The organism is Streptomyces sp. DSM 40750 (assembly GCF_024612035.1).
In the GTDB taxonomy this organism is placed as follows: Bacteria; Actinomycetota; Actinomycetes; order Streptomycetales; family Streptomycetaceae; genus Streptomyces.
In genome coordinates this window covers 4,658,148-4,680,816 of the sequence record NZ_CP102513.1, presented here as the reverse complement: position 1 = coordinate 4,680,816, position 22,669 = coordinate 4,658,148, and the positions used below count along the sequence as shown (strand labels likewise).

Sequence of the window (22,669 nt, the reverse complement as noted above, 5' to 3'; positions counted from 1 at the left end):
ATGAGGCAACCCGCGCACCCTCGGGGACATCTACCCAAGTGGCCCTCAACCGCACCACGGTCTATAGAGGGTAGAAGCAGTAGTGAAACGGAACGAATGGGGTGAACGCGAACGTGGACCAGCGACCCGCCGTATCGGTCGTCGTGATCGTCTACAACGACGAGGCCAGGCTGCCCACGGCCGTGCGCTCGGTGCTGGAGCAGACACTGCGGAGCGTCGAGGTCGTGATCGTCGACGACCACAGCACGGACGGCTCGTACGAGGTGGCCGCCCGCCTCGCCGCCGAGCACCCGGACCGCGTACGGGCGTACCGGCTCCCCGCGAACAGCGGCGGCTGCGGCGCGCCCCGCAACCAGGGCATCCGTGAGACCCGCGGCGAGTACGTCCTCTTCCTCGACAGCGACGACGTCCTGGAGCGGAACGCCTGCCGGAACATGCTGGAGGCCGCCGAGACCACCGGCGCCGACCTCGTCTCCGGCCTCTGCGTCCGCGTCCACGTGGACACCCGCACGCGGAAGGAGGTCAAGTGGTACCCGTGGCTGTACGCCCGCACCCGTACCCTCGACTCGGTCTCCGAGCTGCCCGACCTGCTGGTCTACGACACCCTGTCGACCAACAAGTGCTACCGCCGGGACTTCCTCGTCGACAACGGCCTGGAGTTCCCCGTCGGCATCCACTACGAGGACCTCTTCTTCTCCGCCCAGGCGTACGCGGCCGCCCGCCGCATCACCCTGATCCCCAACCGGGTCTACGACTGGAACGTCGTCCAGAATTCAGGGAAGTCCGAGGCCTCGATCAGCAACCGGCGGGCCGAGATCGCCAACTTCGCGCACCGCATGGAGATCCACCGCCGGGTCGACCGGCTCCTCGCCGACCAGGGCATGGAGGCGCTGAAGTTCCACAAGGACGTCAAGTTCCTCAAGCACGACCTGGTGCTGCATCTGCGTGACCTGCCCTTCCGGGACGCCGCGTACCGCCAGGAGTTCGCCGAGCTGGCCCGCGCCTATCTGGCGTCGATCGACCCGGCCGCGTACGACGAGGTCGATCCCATCCACGCGGTCTGCGCGTATCTGCTGCGGATGAGCGACTGGGACAACCTGCTGCCCGCCGTGGACACCCTCACCAACCGCGACAAGGTCTCCGCGCCGCTCGTCGAGCGCGACGGACGGATCTACTGGTGCGCCGAGCACCTGGACGCGCCCGGCGAGGAGGGGGAGTTCGCGCGCCGGATCCTGGACGTCACCGAACTCGGCTACCACGCCCGCCCGGTAGGGAAGCTGTTCCTGCGCAACGAGCTGACGGAGTACGAGGAGACGGGCCGGAGCGGTGTCCGTCTCGCCGGGCGCGTCACCAACCCCCTCGGCGTCATCCCGCCCGGCGCCCGGCTCGCCGCCGCGCTGGAGTTCTACGCCCGCCGCCCGGGCGTGCGCTTCCAGACGTTCCGCGTCCCGGTGCCCACGGTCCGGCACGAGGGCCCGCATGTGTCCTGGGAAGCCACGGCGGACATCTCGAAGACCGTCCGCCCGCTCGGCATCGTGGACGCCGTCTGGGACGTACGTCTCCACCTGGACGTCGACGGCGAACGCACCACCAGCCGCCTCACCGCCGCCGAACCGGGCCTGGCCACCGGCGAGTTGCCGGTCCGGCCCCGTCTCACCCGCCTGGTCGCCGACCGCGTCGAGCCGCAGATCTCCGCCCGCGGCCACCTCGCCTTCCGCCTGGTCCCCGACAAGAAGGCCAACGTCCTCGTCACCCGCGGCCTCCAGGGCACCCCCGCCCGGCTCGCCAAGAACGGCTACCGCAAGGCGAAGGCGCTGCGCAAGAAGGCCACCTCCGGAGACACCAAAATCCGCCTTTATCACGAGGTTTTCCAGCGCATGCCGGTGCACCGGCGCCTCGTGGTCTTCGAGAGCCACCTCGGCCGGCAGTACAGCGACAGCCCCCGGGCGATCTACGAGGAGATGCGCCGCCAGGGCCTCGACTTCGAGGCCGTGTGGTCGTACACGGGCCGCCCGGAGGGCTTCCCCTCCGACGCCACCCTCGTGCGCCGCTGGTCGCTGCCCTACCTGCGGGCCCTCGCCCGCGCCGAGTTCTGGATCGACAACCAGAGCTACCCGCTGAAGCTGACCAAGCGCCCCGGCACGACCTACCTCCAGACCTGGCACGGCTCCGCGCTCAAGCGTATGGGCTTCGACGAGCCCGGCTGGAAGCTCAAGACCCGCGCCGAGCAGGCCGAACAACAGCGCACCCTGGACCGCTTCGACCACTTCCTGATCCGCTCCGAGCACGACGTCCGCACGCTGGCGAAGGCCTTCCGGCTGCGGGAGAAAGTGCTGCTGCGGGTGGGCTATCCGCGCAACGACGTGCTCGCACAGGCCCGCGAGACGGCTCAACGCCCGCCGCTGGCGGCCGAATTGGGCATCCCCGCGGACAAGAAGATCCTGCTCTACGCCCCCACCTTCCGGCACCACGGACAGCGCCGCTTCACCCTCCCCTTCGACGTGGAGCGCTTCGCCGAGACCTTCGGCGACGAGTACGTCCTCCTCGTCCGCGCCCACTACCTCAACCACGTCGTCCTCCCGCCCTCCGTCCGGGGCCGGGTCATCGACGTATCGGCCCACCACGACGTGACCCCCGTCCTCGCCCTCGCGGACGCGCTGATCACGGACTACTCGTCGGTGATGTTCGACTACGCGCTCCTGGACCGCCCCATGCTCTTCTTCACGTACGACTACGAGGAGTACGTGCACGAGGGCCGAGGCACCTACTTCGACCTGCTGGAACGCGCGCCGGGCCCGATCCTGCGGACGGAGGACGAACTGCACTCCGTCCTGCGGGAGTCGTCGCTGGACGAGCAGACGATCAAGTACGCCGCCGTGCGGGAGCGGTTCACGGCCGACTTCGGCGAGTACGACAAGGGCACGGCGGCCCAGAGCATCGTCGACCAGTTCTTCTCCGAGTGGAGGCACAAGTGACCGGGCCGCGGGACATCTTCCTCGTCGCCAACAGCGTCGACGAGCTGGGCGGTGTGACCAGCTGGACGCACCACATGGCCCGGCTCCTCACCGAGCGCGGTCACCGCGTCCATGTCATCGGCATCACCACGCCCGACGATCCGCACGACCTCGGCGAACTCCCGTACCCCACGACCAGGCTGTACGACGGCCAGCCGCCGGGCCCCGGCCGGGCGCGGGACGCGAGCATGCGTGAGCGGGCCGCCCGGCTGACCCGGCTCTTCGGCACCGCGCGTCCCGGCGGGGTCGTCATCGTGACCCAGGTGTGGGCGATGGAGTGGGTGAACCAAGCCGACACCCGGGGTCTGGCCGTCATCGGCATGAGCCACGAGTCGTACCAGACGTCGAAGGCCAGTTCCCGCTTCCGGCGGGTCCTGCGCCACTACCGGGACGTCGACCGCATGCTCGTCCTCACCCGGGAGGACGCCGACCTGTGGATCGGTGAGGGCCTCAACAACACCTCGTTCATCCCGAACGCCGTGCCCTGGCTGCCGGACGAGCCGTCGCCGCGCACCGAGAAGGCCGTCATCAGCATCGGCCGGCTCAGCGACGAGAAGGGCGTCGACATGCTTCTCGACACCTGGTCCGAGGTGGCCCCCCGCCACCCCGACTGGGTCCTGAAGATCTACGGCTCCGGCGAGGACGAGGAGATCCTGCGCAAGCAGTGCGCCTCCCTCGGCCTCGACGGCTCGGTGCGGTGGATGGGCCGCACGAGCGACGTCCCGGCCGCCCTGCGCGGCGGTTCCGTCTTCGCCCTCTCCTCCCGCGGCGAAGGCTTCCCCCTCGCCCTCATGGAAGCCATGGCCATGGGTGTTCCCTGCGCCGCCTTCGACTGTGCGCCGGGCGTCCACGAGATCGTGCGGGACGGAGTGGACGGGCTGCTCGTGGCCCCCGGCAACACGGGCGAACTGGCCCGCAAGCTGGACCTGTTGTTGACCGACAAGAGCTTGCGGGACCGGATGGGCGACACGGCGAGGGAGAACATTCGCCGCTACGGCACGACCGAGATCGTGGACAGGTGGGAGGCGTTGTTCAGCTTCCTGGAGAGGTAGCCCCTGCGCTTGAGGAGCGCGGCCTACTTCTTCCCACCCGTGAACTTCTCGTACTCCTTCAGCACATCGTCCGTCGGCCCGTCCAGGCGAAGCTCCCCCCGCTCAAGCCACAGCACCCGATCGCATGTGTCCCGGATCGACTTGTTGTTGTGGCTGACGAGGAACACCGTTCCCGCGTTCTTCCGCAGCTCACGGATGCGGGCCTCCGAGCGCTTGCGGAAGGAGGCGTCGCCCGTCGCGAGGGCCTCGTCGATCAGCAGTACGTCGTGGTCCTTGGCCGCGGCGATGGAGAACCGGAGCCGCGCCGCCATTCCGGAGGAGTACGTGCGCATGGGCAGCGTGATGAAGTCGCCCTTCTCGTTGATGCCCGAGAAGTCGACGATCTCCTGGTACCGCTCCTTGACCTGCTCACGGGACATCCCCATGGCGAGCCCCCCGAGGTGGACGTTGCGTTCACCGGTGAGGTCGTTCATGAGGGCCGCGTTCACGCCGAGCAGAGACGGCTGGCCGTCGGTGTAGATACGGCCGTTCTCGACGGGGAGGAGTCCGGCGACGGCCTTGAGGAGGGTCGACTTGCCGGAGCCGTTGGTGCCGATGAGGCCGATGGCCTCGCCCCGGTACGCGGTGAAGGACACGTTCCGCACGGCGTGTACCTTGCGTACGCCGGCCGCCTTCTCGGTCTTCTTCCGCCGCAGGATGCGGTTGAGCGCGGCGGTGGCGGTGCCGCGCCCGGCCCCCGTGCCGTTGACGCGGTAGACGATGTCGACGCCGTCGACGACGACGGTGGGGACGGCTTCGGCGGCGGTCTCCCGAGCGGTTTCCCCGGTGTGCGCGGTTTCCCCGGTGTGCGGGGTGATGATGGTGTCAGCCACGGCCGTACGTCTCCTCAGCCTTCCAGAAGTAGATGAACCCGCCGACGCCCGCGAGGAGCGCCCAGCCCGCGGCGATCGCCCACACGTGCTGCGGCAACTGACCCCCGTGGAAGCTGTCGATCAGCGCGAAGCGCATGAGGTCGATGTAGACGGCGGCCGGGTTGAACTCCAGCAGCACGTGCACGAAGGCCGGCAGGTCCCGGTCGGCGAGGATGTGGTCCATGCTGAACATCACGCCCGACGCGTACATCCAGGTACGCAGCACGAACGGCATCAGCTGCGAGATGTCGGGGGTCTTGGCGCCGACCCGCGCCATGACCATCGCGACCCCGGCGTTGAACACGAACTGAAGCGTGAGCGCCGGCACGACCAGCAGCCAGGACGCGGCGACCGGCACCCCGAAGGCGAGCAGGATCACGACCAGCGCGGCCATGGAGAACAGCAGCTGCTGGAGCTGCTGCAGGCAGTACGACAGGGGCAGCGACGCCCGGGGGAAGTGCAGGGCCCGGACGAGGCCGAGGCTGCCGGATATGGCCCGGGTGCCCGCCATGATCGAGCTCTGCGTGAAGGTCCACACGAACACGCCGGTCACGAGGAACGGGACGTAGTCCGGCACGCCCTTCTTGGTGCCCATGAGCAGACCGAAGATGAGGTAGTACACCGCCGCGTTGAGCAGCGGGTTCGCGACCTGCCAGAGCTGGCCGAGCTTCGCCTGGCTGTACTGCGCGGTCAGCTTCGCCGTGGCGAAGGCGGTGATGAAGTGCCGCCGGGCCCACAGCTGCCGTACATACGCGCCGAGCGAGGGGCGGGCCCCGCTGACGCTGAGGCCGTACCGCTCGGCGAGCTGGGACGGGGTCTCGGCGGGGGTGCCCGGGGCGGCCGGGGGGTTGGCCGCCGTCGGGGGTGGCGGTGTGTGGAGGACCTGGCTCACATCCGCTGCTTTCGCTAGTGGGGGGCGTCCCGCGTACTCGGCTGATCGGCTACCGGGCACTCGGCGGCTCATGCTTCTCACGCCGCCCTTGCCCTGCCCTTACGTCGGGACGGGACCGTATCGTCGCAACGCGAGAGTAATCCGTTATGACGTCGGAACGCAACCGTTTCGTCGTCACGCCCTATGCTGTGAGACATGACGACGAACGCCGACCCCTCAGCAGCGCAGCCGCCGCCACGGCCGCGTCGCCGGGCCCCCGCCGGGGCGGCCGTGCTCCGTGAGGACGTGACCGAGGCGATCCGGACGGCGGTCTTCGAGGAACTGGCGGCCGTCGGCTACGCCCGGATGTCCATCGAGGGGATCGCGCGCCGCGCGGGGGTCGGCAAGACGGCGGTGTACCGGCGCTGGCGTTCCAAGCTGCACCTGGTGCTGGACCTCGTCTCGGCGGTGGCCGTCCAGGGCCTGCCGATGCCGGACACGGGTTCGTTGGAGGGCGATCTGAGGCTGCTCTACGAGGTCACGTCCCGCGCTCTGCGCCACCCCGTCGCCGGCCAGATCATCCCCGACCTCCAGGCCGAGGCCGCGCGCAACCCGGAGATCGCCGAGGCCATGCAGAAGGCGTTGCGGGAGGGGCAGCAGAGCGTGGCCACGGGGATCCTCGCGGCGGCGGTCGCCCGGGGGGAGGTCCGGGAGGGCGTCGACGAGGACCTGGCTCTGGATGTGATCTCCGGGCCGCTGTACTGGCGGTCGGTGGTCGTGCGCGCGCCGAAGCTGCCGAAGGGGTACCTGGAGGGTCTGACGCGGGCTACGGCGGGGGCGTTGCGGGCGCTGTAGGGGCGCCCGGCAGCAACCGCCGGGTGAGTGCGGTGAGTTCGGGGGTGCGCAGGACCCGGCCGCCGAAACCGGGCAGCGGTACGTGCAACGGCTCCAGCCATCGCTCCGGGATCGCGTCGGCGCCGTACACCGCCCCCGCGAGCCCGCCGGTCACCGCGGCGACGGTGTCCGTGTCGCCGCCGAGGTCGACGGCCGCCCGTACGGCGTCCTCGTACGAGTCGGTCGTCCGCACGGCCCAGACGGCGGAGCCGAGGCAGGGCCAGACGGCGCCGTTGAACTCCGTGGCGTCGTCCGGGTGCCAGTCGGGGGCGAGGACGACGGCGTACCGGGCGCGGTGATCGGCCCGTACGGCGTCCAGCGCGTCGGGGAGGGCGGCGAGCGGATCGCCTCCGTCCAGCGCGACCCGTACCAGCTCGTGGAAGACGGCGGTGCCTTCCCAGGCCGCCGCGTCGCCGTGCGTCAGCGCGGACAGCCGCCGCCCGGCGTCCATGGCGGCCTCTCGCCCGTACGGCGCGAAATACACGGCCGAGGTGGCCGCCCGCATCAACGCGCCGTTGCCCGCCGCCCGCAGGTTCACCTGGAAGTGGAGGGCGGCGGCGAGGTCCCAGGGTTCGCCGTTGGTGAGGACGTCCTCGGTCTGGATGCCGATGTCCTTGGGGCCGGAGGCGGCCCAGCGCTGGAACCGCCGGAAGATGTCGGGGAGTTCGAGCCCGCCGTGTTCGACGAGCGACTCCCCGACGAGCACGGCCATCTGCGTGTCGTCCGTGGCCTCGCCCGGATCCCAGCCACCGCCGCCGCACATCTCACCGCCGTGCCCGGCCTTGGGGAAGCGTGCGGAGAACGCCCCTTCGAGGCCGAACTCGAAGGGGGCGCCGAGGGCGTCGCCTGTGGCGGAGCCGAGGATCGCGCCGAGGGCGCGCTGCGGGTCAGCGTCGGCCAAGGGTGCCCGCCTTGAGGGTGGTGAGGAGGGCGTGGAGGGGGGCGGGGGTGGTGGTGAGGCGGGTAGTGGGGTGGTCGCTTTCGCGTATTCGTATGGAGGCAGGAGCGAGGGCGAGTTCGACGCAGTCGTCGCCGGAATCCGTGCCGGAGAAGGACGACTTCTGCCAGTTGAGAGGGCAGCGCATTCCGGTTCCTTTCACAGATCGTGGACGATGCGGCTGACCCTGCCGGACAGATCGACACCATGGAGATCGAGCCCGGCGGCGTCCATCCACCGGCGCCCAGCCTGGGAGCGTGGCCGGGCGTGTTCGTCACTTCCATCCCCTTACCGTGGCGGGTCAGTCGCCGTGCATGGCGGCTTCGCGCAGGGCGTCGAGGGCGATGATCTGCGGCTCGGCGTTCTCGGATACGTGGCCCGCCACCGGGTCGGCGGGCAGGGCGGCGCAGGCCGCGAGGGCCTGGACCGGGGTCAGGCCGCGCTCGTACGACTCGTGCAGGCGCTCCAGCCACACCAGCCCCGCCTTGCGGCCTTCCTCATCGGCCGCCTCGCGCGGTTCGAAGCTGGCGGCGGCGTCGGCGTCCGAGGCCCACAGGTAGCCGAGGACGCCGCCGTGGTCGGCGACGACCGGGACGCACTGGACCTGCTCGGCCCCGGACCGTTTGTAGCCCACGGAGTCGAAGACGGGGCCATGCCGGAAGACCTCGCTACGCCTCGGGATCTCGAAGCGGGACCACACGTCGGACGGGGAGCCGTCCGGCTCGAAGAAGTTGTCGACGCCCGTCTCGGTCGGCCTGCCGAAGTAGGTGGGGTCGTCCGGGTCGGTTTCCGACCCCAGAGCTTCGGACAAGTCGTGCAGCGCGGCGGCCAGCCGTGGGTGGTTCGCGGCGTGAATGCCGGTCTGGGGACGCCCCTCCAGGTCGTACGGCATCCAGGCGTCCGAAAAGGTCCTGAGGTCCGTGGTGACGTAGTCGCGGTACGAGGCGGTACCCAGAAGGACCAGCCCCTCCTGGAGGAATTCCGCGCCCTCACCGTCGAGCAGTACGCCGGTGCAGGTGATGTCGGCTTCCACAGATCCGATCTCTCCGGGGCGCAGAGCGGCCCGCACTTCGTCGGCGAGACGCATGGCGGTCTCCTCCGCAGGGAGCTCCGCGCCTGGCAGGAGTTCGCCCTCGAACAGGAGGTTCCTCGGGTTCCCCGACTCGGGCACCTTGAGACGCACCTTCGGCGCCCCGACCGCGAAGCGATGCGAGGCCAGCACCGCGTATGCGGCCAACGCGTCGTGCAGGCACAGGACGAGACCGTCAGCGGCTTCGTCGTCCCGTCCCCAGGTCCACCGGGCGACGGGCGTGGTGGCGATCACAGCGTTCCCTCCGGCATGAACCTGCCGCCCGGCGGAATGAACACGATTCCGTCCGGGGTGCGGATGACGACCTGCACGTTCTTGTCCATGTAGTTCTTTTCGAGCCGTCCGAGGTGCGGCGCGAGGTCTTCCTTCGAGACCACCGTATCCAGCACGAAGGTCTGCACGTCGGCGCCCGAGTCCGTCAGCTGGCGCATCTCCTTGAAGACCTTGCCGATCACGTTCTTGGGGTTGGTCGACTGGACGTCCTTGAACTGCCAGCCGTGGACGTTGCCGGCCGCGTCCCGGGCCATCAGGTCCAGGTCGGTCCGTTCGCCGGTGACGACTCCCGGCTTGATCTCGTGGCCTCCTTGCTTGACCTCGAACGAGATGTCGGTCAGTCCGCTCTCGTGCAGCCGGTTGGCCAGCCGGATCTGCTCCAGGCTCCCGGGCATCTCCGAAGGACGGGACATGTTGGAGACGACGTCCGAGAAGTTCGGGGCGTCCCTGAAGCGCCCGGAGGCGATGACGTCGGCGACCTCGCGCCCCGCCGGGTGCCCGGCCAGGGTGTTCAGGATCGACTCGACGTCGCCCGGCTTGACCTTCGTACCCCGGAGCTGCTGACGGACCTGGTCCTCCAGCTGACCGCCGCGCTCGAAGGGCGCCGGGTCGCCGTCGGGCCGCTCCCATCCGCTGGGTTCGTCCGGACCGCCGCTACCGGCTCCCGGGCCACCCGGCGGATCCTGCGGAGGCCCACCCGGACCGTCAGCGCCACCGCCGGTTCCGTCGGTGCCACCGCTGCCGGGTCCGTCGGTGCCGCCACCGCCGGGCGTCTCACTGTGACCGCCGCCCGCAGGGCTCTCCGGGTGACCGCCGCCCGAGGGGGTTTCTGCTTGTCCACCACCCGGTGTCTCACCACGACCACCACCGGTCGGCGTCTCATGGCTCCCGGACGGCAGGCCGTTGTCCCCGACCTGCCCCACAGTCCCCGTCCCGTCGCCCACCCTGGCCCCGGCGCCCACCAGCTCCGGCTGGCGCTGCGAGACATCGGCCCCCCGCTCGGCCGCCGTACCCTCCTGCTTGATGCTGTCCAGGGACTCCCGCACCGTGCCGTCGGCGTTGTGCATGACCAGCGTCTCGGTGTTGAGGTAGACGACCTCGCCCTTGGGGGTCTCCATGCGGACGGTGTTCTCGGGGGTGAGCCCGGTCGGCAGGTCGTCCGTGATGTTGGGCGGATCGGCGATCTGGTACGTGCCCTCGCCGAGCTTGATGTGGGTGCCGTCGGTGATGCCGCGCAGGCCCGCCATCACGTCGCTGATCCTCACCGCCGTCGCGCCGGCGCCCTTGGTGATGTACGTCATCGGGTCGACGATCCGGCCGGCCCTGCCCGCGAAGGAGATGGCCCTGGCGATGGCGCCGGCCTTGCCCGCACCGGCCACGGCACCGCCCGCGCCGCCCGTGAAGATGGTGGTGAGGACGTTGAAGGTCACGGCTCCGGCCGCCCGCGACGGGTTCTTGCCCCATTCGTCGTAGGCGATGAGCGCCTTGCCGGTCTCCACGACCGCCGTGCGGGAGTCGCGGATCCAGGAGGGCAGTTTGTCGTCGGGGGTGAGCCAGAACGCGGCGGCGGTCACCGGGTTGGACATGATGACGATGCCGGTGGCGAGCTTGCCGAGGCCGACCCAGGCCTGGCCGGCCGCGTCCAGGCCGTTGAAGCCCACCAGCGTGCCGAGCCCCTTGATCGTGCCCCACACACCGTCGACGACGAAGCCGACCGCGAAGTCCCAGGCGTGCTCGTGGATGTAGTACCAGGGGTTGGACTCCTCGACCGGGTCGCCCCAGGGCAGACCGCCGGCGTTGTTGAGGTCCTCGCCCCGGTAGCCGTACATGTTCTCTTGGTTGGAGCCGTCGTTGACGACGAGCTGCTCGCCGCCGACCAGCGCGACGATCTTGTTGTAGCAGTCGCGTTCGGCGGCCTGGAAGGCGGCGTACGCGGCGTTGATGTCGGAGCGGCGGTTGTTGTTCTCCTCGATGAGGTCGCCGTCGGCGCGCCACTCTTCGTCGTCCGCGATCTTGCTGCGGAAGGCGATCGCGTCCTGGCGCAGCTGGTCGAACTTCTGCTTGAGCGGGCCGACGGCCGCGGCATACGTGTCCAGGGCCGAGGCCACGGTCTCCAGCTCGGTGGCGAACTCGTCGCCCTTGGTCGCCACCGGCGCGGTCGTCGCGAACAGCGCCTCCGCCTCCGGCGCCTTGTAGTACGCGGAGAGGCCGCCGAAGCGGGTGTGGATCGCCGAGCCCGAATCCTTCAGGGAGGTGCCGGCCGAACGGACGCCCGCGATGTGCTGGTCCAGCAGCTCCAGATTGCCCGTGAACTCGGGGACTTCCTCCGGGATGACGGGAATGTCGTCGCTCACTTCGGCCCCTGCCCGCCGTTGCCGTCGACACCCGGCGGCGGAGGTACGACCGTCGCCTTGAGGGCGCCCGCCTGGTGTTCGGCGGCCATGTCCAGGTCGCCCGTGACATAGGCGTTGGTGGCCTTGGCCGTACCCTGCACGGAGTCGATGGTCCGCTGCGCCATGAACGCCAGCTTCTGCTGCCGCTCCTGGAGGTACTGGCTCAACGCCGCCGCGACCGGGCCGACCGGCACCCGTGGGGTGCCCGCGGCCACCGGCCCGATCATGGGCCCGTTGAACTGCCCGCCCGGCACGGCCGTGCCGGCGGACTCGGCCGCGCTCGCCATGTTCGTCACCAGTGAGTTGGCGGCCTTCTCCAGGCCGCCCGCCGCCTCACCGGTCGAGTTCAGCGTGGTCTGCACATTGATCGGATCGATGTCCCAAGCCGGCATCGTCGCTACCCCCGTAACGCTCCTGTCGGATACGCCGTACGTTTTTCGCTTCCCTCAGTACACACGCGTAACCGGTGACTGTCAGTTCCCGTGGGGAGGCAGAACATCGCGGGCGTTCCAGCCCGCCCACGCCGACGCGATCATGTCCTCGACGCCGTACCGCGCCTTCCAGCCCAGCTCGGAGGCGATACGGTCCGCCGAGGCGACGACGCGCGCGGGGTCGCCCGGGCGCCGGTCGACGACCGTCGGAGGCAGGTCGTGGCCGGTGAGCGTGTTGATCTGGTCGATCATCTCGCGCACCGAAACACCCTCCCCGCGACCGATGTTGAGGGTGAGGTCCGTGCCCGGCGCCTCGCGCAGCCGCCGCGCGGTCGCCACATGGGCCTCCGCGAGGTCGACGACGTGGATGTAGTCGCGGACGCAGGTCCCGTCGGGGGTCGGATAGTCGGCGCCGAAGATCCGTGGCGGGGCGCCCTCGGAGAGCTTCTCGAAGACCATGGGCACGAGGTTGAAGACGCCGGTGTCCGCGAGTTCGGGGGTCGCCGCCCCGGCCACGTTGAAGTAGCGGAGCGAGGCCGTCGACAGGCCGGTCGCCCGGCCCGTGGCCCGCACCAGCCACTCGCCGACCAGCTTGGTCTCGCCGTACGGGCTCATCGGCAGACACGGTGTGCCCTCGGTGACGAGGTCCACATCGGGCATGCCGTACACGGCGGCGGAGGACGAGAAGACGAAGGACGCGACCCCGGCGTCCGTAACGGCCGACAGCAGGGTGCGCAGGCCCTCGACGTTCTCCCGGTAGTAGTGCAGCGGCAGTTCGACGGACTCGCCGACCTGCTTCTTCGCCGCGAGATGGACGACTCCGGTGATGCCCCGGTCCCGGATCACCCGCGCCAGCAGCTCCCCGTCGAGGGTGGAGCCGATCTCCAACGGCACGCTGTCGGGGACCCGTTCGGCGATACCCGTGGACAGGTCGTCGTAGACGACGGCCTGTTCGCCCGCGTCGAGCATCGCGCGCACCACATGCGCCCCGATGTATCCGGCGCCACCGGTGATCAGCCAGGTCATGTACGACCGTCCCTTCGTAGTCATGGTGATGATGCGGGTGCGAGCGGGTGCAGGCAGGTGGGTCATCGCAGGTGGGGCATCGGCAGGTCATCAGTGAAGCAGTCGTTTGAGGCGACGGCGTACCACTTCGGTCAATCCTCGCCAACCGGGCGCGATCCGCACCGCGAGCGCCCCCGCGTGCGTCGCGTACGGCTGCACCAGGAGCACTCCGTGGCGCGTGCTCGGCAGTGCGCTCCGGCGCAGCAGCCCGGCGCCCGCGACGGCGTGCGCGGTGGTCTCTCGGTGGGTGCCCTCCTGGAACCGCAGCCGCAGCCGGAGATCCCAGGTGCCGCTGCCCAACGCCGCCAGGTCCAGCGGGACCTCGGCCGTCCAGCTGTCGAAGTCCGGCTGAACCGTGAGGGCCGCCGTGCCGGTGAACCCGACCCGCCCGGTCTCCCGTTCGGCGAACTCCACCTCCACGGTCTCCGGCCCCGCGTCCGCCATCCGCCCGTACAGCTCGTGCAGGCGCAGCCGGAGCACCGTTCCCCGGGCGCGTGGCCTCAGTTCGGCGTCGACGGCGGCGGGCAGCAGGTGTACGGGCCGGACGAGGAGGTGGTCCAGCTCCACCTGGGGCAGGTCGGCGGACCAGACGGGGGAGCCGTCGGCCGCGCGCGCGTAGGGCGGGGCCAGCCGGGCCGGGCGGGCCGCCATCTCCTTGAGGCGGGCCAGGTCGCGTGGTTCCTCGGCGGCGAGGATCACCCGGGCGACGACCCGGCCGGGCGCGGGCGCCGGCGTGAAGTCGCCCTCGTCGAAGGCGGCCAGGTACGCGCGCGTCAGGGCCCACCACTCACGCCGGTACCCCGTGCCGCGCAGGTCCAGCTCACGCGCGTACATCCGCAGCGAGTGGTCGAGGAAGCGCGTCCGCGTCGCCCGTGCGAGCTGCTTCTCGCCGGCGCCCAGCAGGATGTCGTACGACAGCCGGTCGGCATCGAGCCGGGCCCGCCAGTTGGCGATGCCCGAGCGGTCCAGGGAGATGGACAGCCGGGGCGCCGACCGGCGCACGTGCCAGACGTACACCGGGTCCGGGACGAGCGCGACGCGGGGCCCGGCGGCCAGCACGCGCGCGACGAACACGAAGTCCTCGTACGGGAAGCGGCCCTCGGGGAAACGGATGGCGTGCTCGCGCAGGAAGGCGGTGCGGTAGAGCTTGTTGACGCAGAGGGTGTCGTGCACCAGGCGCACCCGCAGGGACGGGTGCGCCACCAGCGTGCGCTGGGCGTACAGCTCGGGCTGCCAGGGGGTCTCGCGGCCGGACGGCAGCTCCTTGCGCACGCACAGCCCCGACGCGACCGGCGCGTCGTGCTCCAGGGCCGCGCCCAGCAGCGCGTCCACGGCGCCCGGCGGCAGCACGTCGTCGCTGTCCAGGAACATCACGTACGGCGAGGCCGCGGCGTCGAGCCCGATGTTGCGCGGGGTGCCGCAGCCACCGCTGTTGGTCCCGCGCCGGATCACCCTCAGGCGGGGCTCGTCCTCGGCCAGCCGCTCCAGCAGCTCCCCGCTGCCGTCCGTCGAACAGTCGTCGACCGCGAGCACCTCACGGACGGCCGGCCCTTGTGCCAGCGCCGAGCGCACGGCGTCCGCCACCTGGGCGGCGTCGTCGTACCCGATGACGACGACGGAGACGTGCGCCTGCTGAAGAGCCATGGTTGCCCCGCACCTGTGAGAGGTATGTGTGCAATCTTCCCTTAAGGGAGCCTTCGCGGCCCCGTGGGGAAGATGGCGCCCGTGAGGTCGGGGTTCCGTTTGAGGTTGTTGGATTCCGTCTCATCGCCCGGATGGCTCGAAGGGGCCGGGTGGGCCGGAGGGCCGGAGGGCCGGAAGGCTGGATCGGCCTGTCGAGGCGGGCGACTCCGCGCTGATGGGCCGGTTGCCGGTTGGGCCGAACGGGCCGAACGGGCCGGTTGGACCGAATGGCTGGTACCAGCAGAACCGCCCGGCCTGGGCCCAATGCCGCAGCGGCATTGGGCCCAGCTGGAACTAGGCCCGCTCTCCCGGCTCCTCCAGTGCCGCCTCGTCCAGTGCGGTCGTCAGACGGTTCAGGCGGTCGCGCAGATCGCGGATCTCGTCGATGTCGAAGCTCGTCGCGGAGACGATCCGGCGCGGCACGGCCAGCGCGCGCTCCCGCAGGGCGGTGCCCTCCTCGGTCGGCCGCACCACCACCGACCGCTCGTCGAGCGCGCTGCGCTCCCGCCGTACGAGACCGGCCGCCTCCAGACGCTTCAGCAGCGGCGAGAGCGTCCCGGAGTCGAGCCGCAGATGCTCGCCCAGCTTCTTCACGGGCAACTCGCCCTGCTCCCACAGCACCAGCATCACCAGGTACTGGGGATAGGTGATCCCCAGGTCCTTCAGGACCACGCGGTAGACGCTGTTGAAGGCGCGCGAGGCGGCGTGCAGGGAGAAGCAGATCTGCCGGTCGAGACGGAGGAGGTCCTCCTCGGAGACCTGCCCGGGGATCTCCTGGGAGATCCCCTCGGGCAAGGGGGCGGCACTCGTGGTCATGGCTCCAGGATACCTCGTGCCCACCATTTAGTTGTGTCCAATTGAATTGTGTGCTCTACTTGAGTCCATGAACGGCGGTCGGACCGGACCGCCGGACGTGACATGACCTGTGAAAGGGATGGTTCTCCCATGGACGCGCTCTACACCGCTGTCGCCACCGCCACCCACGGCCGCGATGGTCGTGCCGTCACCAACGACGGCAAGCTCGACCTCGACCTGGCCCTCCCGGTGGAGCTGGGCGGCAACGGCCAGGGCACCAACCCGGAGCAGCTGTTCGCCGCCGGCTACGCCGCCTGTTTCGCCAGCGCCCTCGGCCTCGTCGGCCGCGCCGCCAAGGTCGACGTCAGTGAGGCCGCCGTGACCGCCGAGGTCGGCATCGGCAAGGAGGGCGAGGGCTTCGCCCTCAAGGCCACCCTCCGCGTCGAACTCCCCGACACCGTCGACGAGGCCACCGGCCGCAAGCTCGTCGAGCAGGCCCACCAGGTCTGCCCCTACTCCAACGCCACCCGCAACAACATGCCGGTCGAGCTGGTCGTCGAGTAGTCACGCGATCCGGAAGGGGCTGGGACCTGTTTCTCGGGGGCGCGGGGCTGTAACAGTTCGCGGCTCCGCCGCGTGGGCGACTAGCAGCCCCATCCAGCCGCACCAGCCCCACCGGCCGTCAGCTCGCGGATCGCTCCGACCTCCCCCCTTACGGAGCGATCCGCGCCAGCACCTCCCCGGTCTCAGGACTCCACTCCACGACCACCGCCTCCTCCGGCACCCGCTGCCACCGAGTCAGCAACAGCCACTTCACCCGGTACCGCCGCGCGATCACCGCGCGCCCCGCACGCGAGGACGCGGGATCCAGATACGCCCGGACATCCGCGTACCGCCGAACCCGCTCCCGCTCGTCCAGCGCCGGATCGGGCCACGTCGGCACCGCCATGTTCACCCCGTACCCAGCGATCGCACGACCCGCGAAGTACCCGTCCGTGATCAGCACCTCGCCGGCCCGCACATGCCGCGCCACCCACTCGTACGACGGCCACCGCGGCGGCGGCTCGAACCCCACGGGGTCGAGCCGGGACGGCACCACGGCCCCGGCCTGCACGGTGAGGAACCCCACGCACACCCCCGCGACCGCCGCCCCGCCCAGCACTCGCCGGGCCCATCCCCACGGCCGGGGCGCCGCCAGCTCCACCGCCAGGGCGAACTGCGCGGGCACGGCCGCGAGCCCCAGGACGCGGCCGTACGTGTAGTGCCCGCTGACCCAGCCGTACGCCACCACCAGGCACTCCGCCGCGAACACCAGCACCAGTGGGTCCCTCGACGACCTGCGCCCCCGTGCCCACAGCGCCGGCAGCCCGAGCAGCGCCAGCCAGAGATGTCCGGCCGCGTTCTCGTAGAGCGGCCGGTGCATGGCGTCCACGCCCGTGTTCCCGGCCAGCGACAGGACGTCGTAGTACGGCCATGACACCGCGACCGCGAGGGCGACCGCTCCCGCCAGCGCCCAGCGCGCCACCACCGGGCCCCGCCATCCGCGCTGCCAGGCCGCCACGATCGCCAGGGCCCCGGCCGCCGAAGCCACGGCCGTGATCGGATGCACCAGCAGGATCAGCCCGTACAGCGCGCCCAGTCCGGCGTATGCCCAGACGCTGCCGAGGCCGCTCGGTCCGACGTACCGCACCCGCCGCGAAAATCCGCCGCCACGCGCGCGTGCCCCCGTCCACGCCCACGCCCAGAACGTCAGCCCGATGGCGAACGCCGACGGATAGCCGAGGTTCGTCGTCATCGACATCAGCCCGAGATTGCCGCTCCACAGGACCCGCTCGGTGCCCCACAGCGACGTCATGAACAGCAGTGCGAGGACCGGCGCCCACGGCCGGGGCGTCAGCACGCGCACGAAACGGCCGATCCCGGTGAGCAGCACCAGCAGGTTCACCGGCCCGGCGAGCTTCACCAACGACCAGCCGCTCAGGCCGGTCAGCCGGGCGAGTACGCCCTGGGCGACGGCGTACGGGGAGTAGTACGGGCTGCCGGCGCCCGGCAGGTCGGCGGTCGGGTGGGCCGGGTGCAGCAGGTTCCAGCGGAGGCGCTCGACGACCGCCGCGTGCTGACCGGCGTCGCAGCACAGCGGCACCCGCCAGTACGCCAGCGTCATCACCAGCCAGAACAGCCCGCCGACGACGACATGGGGAGTCGGCCGCCGGGTCAGCCAGGTACGGCCGCCGCGCAGGGCGGTGGCACCGAGGGTGATACGGCGACGCCGGGTGCCGACTCGCAGAGGACCGCGGCCGGAATCGTGACCGGTATGGGCTGTTCGAGGCATTCGCCGTATATTCCCGTGCGGGTCACCGGCTTAGCCCGCGGTCACCACATCGAGTGAGGTGCGGGGTGCGGCCCCTGCCTCTCAGGGGCGCGGGGAACTGCGCGAGCAGCCACATGCAACCGGCACCCGCCGTACGACCCGCGCCCCGTAGCTCTGACGCGTCACGGGTGCAAGCGGTCGTCCACACCCGGCTGGGCCTGCCCCGGCACCGTCGCCAGCGGCGACGACGGGCGGGCCGCGGCGGCGGACGGCACCGGGTGGCGGTGGGACAAGGGGACGAAGTCGGCCGGCGTGGTGTCGCCCAGGACGACCCGCCGCACCACCCTCTCCGCCGCGCGCCCGTCGTCGTACTGGCAGAACCGGTCCCGGAAGGCCGCCCGCAGCTGCGCGGAGCGCGACCCGCGCCAGTGGCCCGTCGCGAAGATGTCGATCAGCTCGTCCTCGCTGCGCGCGACCGCGCCCGGCGGGAAGGAGCGCAGGTCGAAGTACGTGCCGCGGGCCGCCTCGTACGCCTCCCAGTCCTCGGAGTGGATCACGATGGGCCGGTCGAGGATGGCGTAGTCGAACATCAGGGAGGAGTAGTCGGTGACGAGCGCGTCGGAGGCGAGGCACAGGTTCTCGACGCTCGGGTAGGCCGTGACGTCGAGGAGACGGCCGTGCGCCAGGTCCGTCAGCGGGGAGTCGTACACGTGGTGGGCGCGGGCCAGGATCACGAAGCGCGGGCCGAGCTTGCGGAGCACCCGCTCCAGGTCCAGGTGGGAGCGTTGTGAGTGGCGGTAGTCGCGGTGCGTGGGGGCGTACAGGACGGCGACCGCGCCCTCGGGGATGCCGAGGTGTTCGCGCACCCGGGCCACATCCGTCGAACTGGCCCTCAGGAACACGTCGTTGCGCGGGGAGCCGTACTCGAGGGTCGTGTACGCCGACGGGTAGACGCGCTCCCAGACGAGGGTGGAGTGGCGGTTGCCGGACAGCACGTAGTCCCACTGGTCGCTGCCGCGCAGCATGGCGGCGAAGTCCGTGCCGCGCGCGGCCGCCGGGCGGTCCTGGAGGTCGAGGCCCATGTGCTTGAGCGGCGTGCCGTGCTGGGTCTGGAGGAGGATCTGGCCGGGGCGCTTGACCAGGCGGGGATCGAAGTCCACGTTGTTCACCAGGTACTTGGAGCGGGCGAGCGCCGTCCAGTACGCCATCGAGCCGGGGAGTACACGCCGGGTCGCCACCGGAAGGGTGTGGTGGTGTTCGGGGCGCGCGATCCACGAGGTGCGCATCCCGGGGACGTGCGTACGGAACGCGTTCTCCAGCGCGGCCGGGCTGCACACATAGCCCCGGCCCCCGTACGCGGCGAACACCGCCCGGTCGGCACGCAGCGGGAGGAGGCGCTGGACGCGGTAATGGACGCGCAGCCCGGCGGCGCGCAGCAGCCGGGCCAGGCCCGCCACCCGGCGCCCGGCGCTCCGGCCCAGCCGTGCCACGGCCCGCAGCGCCCCGTACGTGCGCCGGCTGCCCAGCCGTAGGAGCGCGTGCCGCAGCCGGACGCGGGCGCGGATGGGGGCGCCCGGAGTGCGGTAGCGGGCGCAGTGCGCGCGGACCGTATGCAGGAACTCGGAGCGCGCCCCACGCGGCAGCCGTTGGCGCCGGGAGAACACGGACGTGAGGTGGTCGACCATGCGCCGGAACAGCACCGGACGCCACGGGGCCAGCTCCGGCCGCTCGTCGACGTACGCGAACACCCGGTCGTACTGCTCGAACACATCGAAGTGCGCCCGCGTGGTCGCGTCGAGCAGGCTGCCGTGGCGGCGCCTGCGGTGGTGGACGCAGACCCGGTCGAGGGTGGCGACGGACTCGGCGGTCATCAGGACCGGGTACGTCCAGGCCGTGTCCTCGTAGATGCCGGGCGGGAACCGGAAGTCGTGGTCCTCGACGAACTCGCGTTTGTACGCCTTGTTCCACGCCACCGGGCGGACGTCCAGCAGCCCCGGGCGGTCGTCGAGGCGGAACGGGGCCGTGCCCTGTTCGGTGAGTTGGAGAGCGTGTTCGTCACGGACGGGCTCACCCGACCAGGAGGTGCGGGCGAAGTCGTACACGAGGACGTCGGGTTCGCCGGTCTCCTTGACGCGGTCGGCGATCGCCTGGAGCGCGCCCGGCGTGAACGTGTCGTCGCCGTCGAGGAAGAGGAGGTAGTCGCCCCTCGCGTACTCCATTCCCTTGTTGCGGGCGGCACCCGGCCCCGCGTTCTCCCGCAGGCGCACCGGGCGCCGCACACGGGTGTCGCGGGCCGCGAACTCCTCGGCGACCGCAGCGCAGTTGTCGGTCGAGGCGTCGTCGACGACGATCAGTTCGAGGTCGGTGAAGGACTGGGACAGCACGGAATCCAGGCATTCGTGCAGGTACGCCTGAACCTTGTACGCGGGAACGATGACACTGAACCTGGGCAAGGGGGACATCCATGGGTCGGCGCGGGCATACTGCCCTGAAACGGCCGATCCGATGATTTGGTTACGCGACGTGTTCCAAACGGGGGAATATCGCCGGGTGGTGGGGCGTACGGGTGTGAACTCGCGGGCCTGTGTGGGTGTGTCCGCGCGGTGGGCCCCGCCGGGCTGGGGGCGCCTGACAGCTCCGGGGCAGGGGGCGCCCCGAACTCCAAGGCGCCCCCCGGCCCTACTTCACAGCCCCCGCCATCACGCCCGACACGAACTGCCTCTGGAACGCGAAGAACACGGCCAACGGGATCACCATCGAGATGAACGCACCCGGCGCCAGGATCTCGATGTTGCTGCCGAACTGCCTCACCTGTTGCTGGAGTGCGACCGTCAGCGGCTGTGAGCCGGAGCTGGAGAAGACCAGCGCGACCAGCATGTCGTTCCACACCCACAGGAACTGGAAGATCCCGAGGGACGCGAGCGCCGGCGCGGCGAGCGGCATGACGACGGTCGCGAACAGCCGTACCTCGCCCGCCCCGTCGAGCCGGGCCGCCTCCAGCAGCTCACGCGGGATCTCCGCGAAGAAGTTCCGCAACAGGAAGATCGCGAACGGCAGTCCGAAGCCGACGTGGAAGAGGACGACGCCGATGATGTCGCCGAAGATCCCCAGGTCCCGGAAGAGCCCGGACAGCGGGATCAGCGCCACCTGCACCGGCACCACCAACAGCCCCACCACGACCATGAACCACCAGTCGCGGCCCTTGAAGTCCATCCAGGCGAAGGCGTATCCGGCCATCGCGCCGATCACGACCACCAGCAGGGTCGCCGGGACCGTGATCCAGACCGTGTTGAACAGGGCGTTGGTGATGTCGTCGTTCTCCAGCAACGACTCATAGCTCTTGGTGGTGAGTTGGGCCGGAGCGGAGAACACCTTCCACCACCCGGAGGTGGAGATGTCGGTGGGATCGCGGAACGACGACACCAGCAGTCCGAAGGTCGGCACCAGCCAGAACAGCGCCACCACGAGGAGGAAGACGCGCAGCGCGCCGCCCGCCACGCCGCTCGCCAGCCGGGCCGCGACGGAGCGCCTGGCGCGTACGGGCCTGTCCAGTTCGGGGGTCTTCGGAGCCGGGGCCGGGGTTTCCAGAGTGGTCACCGCTGGCGCTCCTTCCGCAGTCGCCGGATGTTGACCCACATCACCGGCAGCACGAGCAGCAGCAGGATCACACCGATCGCGCTGCCGATCCCGAAGTCGCCCCCGCCGCCGTACGACACCAGGTACAGCTGCAGGGCGAGGACGTTGGCCTCGTCCTGGGTGGGCTGGGGCGCGATGATGTAGACGAGGTCGAAGATCTTCATCACGTTGATCATCAGCGTGACGAGGACGACGACCAGGACCGGTGCGAGGAGCGGAACCGTGACCTTGCGGAACACCTGCCACTCGTTCGCCCCGTCCACCCGGGCCGCTTCGAGCAGATTGCGGTCCACACCGGCCAGCCCCGCCGCGATCAGCACCATCGCGAAGCCGGCCCACATCCACACGTACGAGCCGATCACGGCCGGGGTGACGAGGGCCGGGCCGAGCCAGTCGATGCCGTTGTAGGGCGCCGCGAAGTTCGAGCCGGGCAACCGTAGCCGGGCCCCCTCGGCCGAGTCCGGCAGGCTGAACGTGCCGTCGGTGCCGCTGGTCGCGGTCGCGACGACCTTCCCGTCCTTCACCGCCTCGACCTTGACGCCCTCCAACGCCTTCTCACCCGGGTCGACGGCTCCCTTCTCACCGCCGCCACCGAGCCGGAAGTCGAGCCAGACCGTGCCGGTGACACCGTCGCCGGTGGCCGCCTCGGCGTCCTGCGCGTCGCCGGGCAGCCGGTTGGGCGCGATACCGACGAGGGGAAGGAGGGCGGGCGTCCCGGCCCGCACACTCCCCTCCGTGGTGAACGAACCCCCGCCGGACGCCCGCAGATCGCTCACCTGGGCGTTGGGCCGGGCCTTCGGATACACCGACTCGTCCACGAAGACGTCGTGCACGGATGTGACGATCGCGTTGGCGACGCCCTGGTTCGGATCCTGCTCGTACACCAGCCGGAAGATGATGCCCGCGGCGAGCATCGAGATCGCCATCGGCATGAAGACGATCAGCTTGAACGCCGTTCCCCAGCGCACCCGTTCGGTCAGCACCGCGAAGATCAGACCGAGCGCGGTGACGAGCGCCGGGGCGACCGCGACCCAGATCGCGGTGTTGCGTACGGCGACGAGGGTGGAGTCGTCGGAGAAGATCTCCGCGTAGTTGTCGAGGCCGACGAAGCCCGAGCCGTTCGCGTCGAACAGGCTCCGCCAGACCGAGTACCCGATCGGGTAGACCACGAGCGCGCCGAGCAGCACCAGCGCGGGCAGCAGAAAGAGCCCTGCCACCCACCACCGGGTACCCGTCACGCTCTTGCGCGGTGTGGCGGGGGGCGTCGGCGCTGCGCCGGCGCCCCCCGCCGTCTTCGCCACGGCGGACGACAT

18 protein-coding genes are annotated in these 22,669 nt (G+C 70.7%); 4 read left to right on the top strand and 14 right to left on the bottom strand.

Features of this window, described 5'->3' with window-relative positions; all coding sequences use genetic code 11:
• Positions 1-101 precede the first annotated feature (101 nt).
• Both JIX55_RS21040 and JIX55_RS21035 read left to right on the top strand, forming a co-directional pair.
• Entirely contained in the window at positions 102-2,975 is a 2,874-nt protein-coding gene (locus JIX55_RS21040; RefSeq protein ID WP_257564850.1) for a bifunctional glycosyltransferase/CDP-glycerol:glycerophosphate glycerophosphotransferase, read from the top strand.
• Positions 2,972-4,066, top strand: coding sequence for a glycosyltransferase (locus JIX55_RS21035; protein WP_257564849.1), 1,095 nt, complete (start codon positions 2,972-2,974; stop codon positions 4,064-4,066). Before JIX55_RS21040 ends, JIX55_RS21035 begins: the two co-directional genes overlap by 4 nt.
• A 23-nt stretch (positions 4,067-4,089) precedes the next feature.
• Here JIX55_RS21035 and JIX55_RS21030 read toward each other — a convergent pair whose 3' ends face one another.
• Together JIX55_RS21030 and JIX55_RS21025 are read right to left on the bottom strand one after the other, a co-directional pair.
• On the bottom strand, positions 4,090-4,938 hold the full coding sequence (locus JIX55_RS21030; RefSeq protein ID WP_443046482.1) for an ABC transporter ATP-binding protein: 849 nt from the start codon (positions 4,936-4,938) through the stop codon (positions 4,090-4,092).
• Positions 4,931-5,869: an ABC transporter permease gene (locus JIX55_RS21025; RefSeq protein WP_257564848.1), complete on the bottom strand. Its 939-nt coding sequence runs from the start codon at positions 5,867-5,869 to the stop codon at positions 4,931-4,933. The genes JIX55_RS21030 and JIX55_RS21025 overlap by 8 nt, the downstream gene beginning before the upstream one ends.
• 195 nt (positions 5,870-6,064) lie before the next feature.
• On the opposite strand from JIX55_RS21025, the gene JIX55_RS21020 reads away from it, so the two are divergent.
• Positions 6,065-6,703: a TetR/AcrR family transcriptional regulator gene (locus tag JIX55_RS21020; protein ID WP_257564847.1), complete on the top strand. Its 639-nt coding sequence runs from the start codon at positions 6,065-6,067 to the stop codon at positions 6,701-6,703.
• Here JIX55_RS21020 and JIX55_RS21015 read toward each other — a convergent pair.
• The 8 genes from JIX55_RS21015 to JIX55_RS20980 all read right to left on the bottom strand — a co-directional run bounded on the left by JIX55_RS21015 (position 6,675) and on the right by JIX55_RS20980 (position 15,430).
• On the bottom strand, positions 6,675-7,643 hold the full coding sequence (locus JIX55_RS21015) for an ADP-ribosylglycohydrolase family protein (RefSeq protein ID WP_257564846.1): 969 nt from the start codon (positions 7,641-7,643) through the stop codon (positions 6,675-6,677). The genes JIX55_RS21020 and JIX55_RS21015 overlap by 29 nt on opposite strands.
• The gene (locus tag JIX55_RS21010; RefSeq protein WP_257564845.1) at positions 7,630-7,827 is read right to left on the bottom strand and encodes a DUF397 domain-containing protein; all 198 of its coding nucleotides are present in this window, start codon (positions 7,825-7,827) and stop codon (positions 7,630-7,632) included. Before JIX55_RS21010 ends, JIX55_RS21015 begins: the two co-directional genes overlap by 14 nt.
• A 153-nt stretch (positions 7,828-7,980) precedes the next feature.
• The gene (locus tag JIX55_RS21005; protein ID WP_257564844.1) at positions 7,981-9,003 is read right to left on the bottom strand and encodes a hypothetical protein; all 1,023 of its coding nucleotides are present in this window, start codon (positions 9,001-9,003) and stop codon (positions 7,981-7,983) included.
• The gene (locus JIX55_RS21000; RefSeq protein WP_257564843.1) at positions 9,000-11,396 is read right to left on the bottom strand and encodes a CvpA family protein; all 2,397 of its coding nucleotides are present in this window, start codon (positions 11,394-11,396) and stop codon (positions 9,000-9,002) included. The genes JIX55_RS21005 and JIX55_RS21000 overlap by 4 nt, the downstream gene beginning before the upstream one ends.
• Positions 11,393-11,827, bottom strand: coding sequence for a DUF6507 family protein (locus JIX55_RS20995; protein WP_257564842.1), 435 nt, complete (start codon positions 11,825-11,827; stop codon positions 11,393-11,395). Before JIX55_RS20995 ends, JIX55_RS21000 begins: the two co-directional genes overlap by 4 nt.
• 81 nt (positions 11,828-11,908) lie before the next feature.
• Positions 11,909-12,892, bottom strand: a complete 984-nt coding sequence (gene galE / locus JIX55_RS20990) for a UDP-glucose 4-epimerase GalE (RefSeq protein ID WP_257569411.1) — start codon at positions 12,890-12,892, stop codon at positions 11,909-11,911.
• A gap of 90 nt (positions 12,893-12,982) precedes the next feature.
• A complete protein-coding gene (locus JIX55_RS20985) occupies positions 12,983-14,575 on the bottom strand; it encodes a glycosyltransferase family 2 protein (protein ID WP_257564841.1) in 1,593 nt (530 codons plus the stop codon).
• Positions 14,576-14,908: 333 nt separating this feature from the next.
• Entirely contained in the window at positions 14,909-15,430 is a 522-nt protein-coding gene (locus JIX55_RS20980) for a MarR family winged helix-turn-helix transcriptional regulator (RefSeq protein ID WP_257564840.1), read from the bottom strand.
• Positions 15,431-15,559: 129 nt separating this feature from the next.
• Between JIX55_RS20980 and JIX55_RS20975 the strand changes: the two genes are divergently transcribed.
• Positions 15,560-15,973, top strand: a complete 414-nt coding sequence (locus JIX55_RS20975) for an organic hydroperoxide resistance protein (RefSeq protein WP_257544787.1) — start codon at positions 15,560-15,562, stop codon at positions 15,971-15,973.
• Between the two features lie 148 nt (positions 15,974-16,121).
• On the opposite strand, the gene JIX55_RS20970 is transcribed toward JIX55_RS20975, so the two are convergent.
• The 4 genes from JIX55_RS20970 to JIX55_RS20955 form a co-directional block, all read right to left on the bottom strand.
• Positions 16,122-17,741 (bottom strand): hypothetical protein, encoded by a 1,620-nt coding sequence (locus JIX55_RS20970; RefSeq protein ID WP_257564839.1) that lies wholly within the window; start codon positions 17,739-17,741, stop codon positions 16,122-16,124.
• Positions 17,742-17,902: 161 nt separating this feature from the next.
• Entirely contained in the window at positions 17,903-20,182 is a 2,280-nt protein-coding gene (locus JIX55_RS20965; protein ID WP_443046481.1) for a bifunctional glycosyltransferase/CDP-glycerol:glycerophosphate glycerophosphotransferase, read from the bottom strand.
• 217 nt (positions 20,183-20,399) lie between these two features.
• Positions 20,400-21,317 carry a carbohydrate ABC transporter permease gene (locus tag JIX55_RS20960; RefSeq protein WP_257564837.1) on the bottom strand — a complete coding sequence of 306 codons (918 nt, stop codon included), beginning with the start codon at positions 21,315-21,317 and terminating at the stop codon, positions 20,400-20,402.
• Positions 21,314-22,669, bottom strand: a complete 1,356-nt coding sequence (locus tag JIX55_RS20955) for an ABC transporter permease subunit (RefSeq protein WP_443046480.1) — start codon at positions 22,667-22,669, stop codon at positions 21,314-21,316. The genes JIX55_RS20960 and JIX55_RS20955 overlap by 4 nt, the downstream gene beginning before the upstream one ends.